At 63.6% G+C, this 4,165-nt stretch carries 4 protein-coding genes; 1 reads left to right on the top strand and 3 read right to left on the bottom strand.

The features are described 5' to 3' along the window. The coding region (locus VEK15_13475; GenBank protein HXV61703.1) for a protein kinase at positions 1-1,545 on the bottom strand (1,545 nt) is incomplete at its 3' end. A gap of 126 nt (positions 1,546-1,671) precedes the next feature. After that, entirely contained in the window at positions 1,672-1,839 is a 168-nt protein-coding gene (locus tag VEK15_13470; GenBank protein ID HXV61702.1) for a hypothetical protein, read from the bottom strand. Between the two features lie 253 nt (positions 1,840-2,092). On the opposite strand from VEK15_13470, the gene VEK15_13465 reads away from it, so the two are divergent. After that, positions 2,093-2,467, top strand: coding sequence for a hypothetical protein (locus tag VEK15_13465; GenBank protein ID HXV61701.1), 375 nt, complete (start codon positions 2,093-2,095; stop codon positions 2,465-2,467). A gap of 556 nt (positions 2,468-3,023) precedes the next feature. On the opposite strand, the gene VEK15_13460 is transcribed toward VEK15_13465, so the two are convergent. After that, a partial coding sequence (locus VEK15_13460) for an amidohydrolase family protein (protein HXV61700.1) occupies positions 3,024-4,165 on the bottom strand: 1,142 nt, incomplete at its 5' end.

The raw sequence follows: 4,165 nt of genomic DNA, 5'->3' as shown, positions 1-4,165 counted from the left end.
CGTCTCCGTCTTAAGGTCGATGGAGCGCGCCTCGATCGTACGGTCGTTGGCCAGGCTAATCGCCTGGTAGTAGAGGAACGAACCGTCGGTCGAGATCACCGGCCTTTCGTGTCGCATTCTGTCATTCGGGCCGCCGCTCGTCAGAGCCTCGACAGCGCCCCCCTGTGCCGGCACGCGGAAGAGCTGGTCGTTGCGTCCGAAGACGATCTGGTCGTCCGGGCCCCACGCCAGCCCAGCCATGATATCGACAGGGCTCGCGAGCTCCTGCGTCACCGACCCGTCGACCGCGGCCTGGAAGAGCAGGCCGTCGTTGTTTACGAAAGCGACACGGGAGCCATCCGGTGAAACGGTCGCTACGGTCGCGGACTCGCTCCCGGGTACCGCCGTCATCTCGAAGCTGTCCAGGTGGCGGATGTAGATTTGACGGACGCCTTCCCGGACTCCGATGAATGAGGCGACGCTTCCATCGGAAGACAACGAATGGCTCGAGTAGAACTCGACGTTGGGAGGCAGGTTCAGCGACACGCTCAGGGTGGCGTCTCGGGTGGCGGTCGTTGGCACGGGGCGGGCGAGCAAGTACAGACTGAGCACGGCCAATACGGCGACCAGGCTCCAAGGCAAGAGGCGCGAGCCCGTGGAGGGCCCGGGTGCCGCGACGCCCGGTGCGGCCTCATCGTCGTGGCGCCCGGAGATCACATCGTCGAGCGTCACGCGGGCTTCGCCGATGTCGCGCAGGCGTTGCCGGGGATCTTTGGTGAGACAGCGCGCCACGAGGTGACGGATCGCGACCGGGGTCTCTTTCGGGATCCCGTCGAGATCGGGCTCGCGCTCGATGACCCGGGCGAGCACTTCCGTGACGTCATCTCCTTCGAACGGGCGCCGTCCGGTGAGCATCTCGTAGAGGACCGCGCCGAAAGCCCAGATGTCAGCCCGCCGATCGACGGGCTTGCCGCGTGCCTGCTCCGGCGCCATGTAAGCGGCGGTGCCGAGGATCACACCGAGCGCGGTGCCGCGTGCTGCGAGCGTCGGAGACTCGGAGATGGAACCGCTTCCCGACGCCGTCGTTTCCACGTTCTTGGCGAGCCCGAAGTCCAGGATCTTGATGTTCCCCTCGGGTGTCACCTTCACGTTCGCTGGCTTGAGGTCACGGTGCACGATGCCGCGCTCGTGCGCGGCTTCGAGCGCCTCGGCGATCTGTCGAGCGAGTGCCAGCGCCTCGGCCGCCGGGAGGACGCCGCGCGAAAGGCGGGTGGACAGGTCATCGCCTTCGACGAGCTCCATCACGATGACCGAGCCGTTGAGCGTTTCCTCCACCGCGTAGACCTGCGCGATGTGAGGATGGTTCAAGGTCGCGAGCACCTTCGCCTCTCGCTCGAAGCGGCTCACGCGCTCCGGGTCAGAGGCGAAGGATTCCGGAAGGGTCTTCACCGCGACGTCCCGGTCGAGCTTCGTGTCGCGAGCCCGGTAGACCTCGCCCATCCCGCCCGCACCGATCGTGCCTCGAATCTCATAGGCGCCGATCTTCATGCCGGGAGTCAGGGGCATACGTGCGGCATGATAGGGGGATAGCGACCCGCGAACAAGTCGTGCTCGCTATCGAAGCTCGAGTCGACCGCGGGCTCGTGAGGCGAGAGAGCTCCGAAACTATCGAATGCTCCTCGACGACGTTGCTTACTCGTGCCGGAGCGCTCGCATCGGGTCGATGCGAGACGCCCGGTAGGCGGGGATGAAGCCGGCTCCCGCTGCCACGAGGCCCAGCGTGAGTGTGGCGACAGCGAGCACCGCGGGATCATGGACGGATAGGCGGTTGTATCTCGCGATCCCGAAACGGACGTGCAAGGATTTCCCATTGGGCCGCGCTGGACGGATGGCTGACTCGGGGAACGTGGGAATATTAGCGCCTCGGTAGAGTTTCCGTGCCCGTGTCTATCGATGAATCGGTGTTTGGGCCGGAGGAGCTCGAGGTTGAGATGTCTTATCTCGGTGGTCGAGGAGCCTGCGAGTGACCTCGTGTTCGGTGATGAGAGCGAAGACTTTCATCTGGGCTCCACATCGATCGCAGGTCAGGGGATCAACCTCGTAGACTCGGTAGATGAGCTCTCGCCATCGTTTGTTCGCGGCACGCGGGGGACGAGGCGCACGCTATCTGGCCTCGGGCCACCTCGTCTACGCTCAGGACGGGACGCACTTTGGTGCGCCTTTCGATCTGGACCGGCTCGATGTGACCGGTCCATCCGTACCCATGGTCGATGGTGTCCTCACTCCGTTTGGTGCTGCGGAGTTCAGCATTTCGAACAGCCGGGATCTGATCTACGTGGCGGGCCGTTCTGCTGCGGAAGAAGTCCGCAACTCGCTCGTCTGGGTCGACCGGAATGGGATGGAAGAAGCTCTGGCAATCGAACCGCAAGTTTATTTCAACCCTCGCGTCCCTCCCGGCACACGAAAAACATTCTTTTCATCAACGTAAAAGTGATTCGGAAGATCCTCCATCATGTCCAAAACAAAACCTCCAGAGCTCCTCCTCGAAACGACTCCTCTCGCCTTCCTAGCTCGAGCACCGCCACAGGCCCAACTCGATCCGCAATCGACTTCCGTTTGCGCGGGTCCTCACGCGGCTATTCCGCACAATTGACCCTTCTCGATCCTCTTTCCGTGACTCCCGACATTGCTCGACCGGCTCCAGGACTCCATCGAACCAGCGCTTCCGTATCCCAACGCTCCTCCGAGTCCAATGATTTCTCCTATCCTTATCCTTCAGATCGTGAACGCCCATCAGGCCTCGAGCGCCCTCAAGGGTGCACACGAGCTAGGTCTCTTCACCGCGCTCGTGAGCAAGAGCAAGAACACTGCGACGCCTCCGGAGTTGGTGCGTCCGAGCGAGGCAGTCGAATCCTCTGCGACTTTCTCGTGTTTCAGGGGCTGTTGCAGAAAGAGGAGAACGCCTATCGCTCGAGCCCGGACGCGGCGCTCTTCCTCGACTCTCGCGCCGTCGAGGGGAAGACGGCGGCACCCTGAGGGTAGGGCTAAGGTCGAGCGAGCTCTCCGACCCGATGGACGCGTCCGGCGCGAATGACGTGGGTGATCAGGCGCAGGTTCCTCACATCCTCGAGGGGGTTTGCCGAAACGACACATAGATCGGCAATTTTTCCAGCCGCGATGGTGCCGATATCGTCCCGGCCCATCGCGAGCGCTCCGTTACGCGTCGCCGAGAGGATGACCTCGGCGGGCGCCATCCCCGCCGCCTGCATCGCCTCGAGCTCGGCGTAGATCGAGGGACCGTGGAGGGTGCCCGGGTTTCCCGCGTCCGTTCCCATCGCGATCGGAATTCCCGCCGCGTGAACGCGTCGCAGATTCTCCACCTTCCGTTCGTAAGCCGCTTCGAGCTGAACGCGGTACGCGTCAAGATCTAGATCGAAAGCTCGAACGCTCGAGTGGTCGATGAGCTCGGGGCTGTGGGTGATCCGTTGCCAGGTTCGTTCGTCCACGCAGCGGTTGGGATCGTCGATGGCAGGCGGTTCGGCGCCCTTGATGGCTTCGTACATGCGGCGATAACCGTCGCTCGTCAGCAGCGTCGGCGTGTAGATCGTCCCGTTCTCCTTGGCGAGCGAGATGAACGCGTCGTCCACCGGCTGGTCGTCCACCCCATGCACGAGTCGCCGGGTCCCTGCTCTGAGCGCGACCTTCGCTTCCCGAAGCGTCGTGGCGTGAACGATGAGAGGTAGTCCCCGGGCGGAGGCCTCTTCTGCTACGGCAGCGACACGCGCATCGATTGCCTCTTCCTGCCCCTCGGGCACTCGCAAGAACCAGATTTTGACGGCATCGGCACCGAACGCCGCGAGAAAGCGCACCGCCGCGCGTCCCGCTTCTTCATCGGAGAGCATCACGTACTGCTGGGCAGCCGGCAGGTTCAGAGATGCCGGCGGAGCATGCGTGATCCTCGGGCCGGCGGCGGCGATGTGGGGCGCCGCGGGATCATGCTCGGCGGCCGAACGGAGATCGAGGGACCAGGGGTAGCCTCCGGTATCGAAGACCGCCGTGACGCCGGAACAGAGATAGGACCGGTAATAGCGCTCGGGCTCCGTCTTCAGTCGCGCCATGACCTCTTCGTAAGGAAACAGGTCTTTTAGATCCAGGCTGCTCGGCCTTCCGTCGAACCAGCCCGTTT

It is taken from the genome of Vicinamibacteria bacterium (assembly GCA_035620555.1).
Classification (GTDB): Bacteria; Acidobacteriota; Vicinamibacteria; order Marinacidobacterales; family SMYC01; genus DASPGQ01.
This window is presented reverse-complemented; position numbering and strand designations above follow the sequence as displayed.

What these genes read in the sequence shown, in the direction of transcription:
- VEK15_13465 (HXV61701.1), top strand. Translation starts at nt 2,093, where the DNA reads ATGAGCTCTCGCCATCGTTTGTTCGCGGCACGCGGGGGACGAGGCGCA.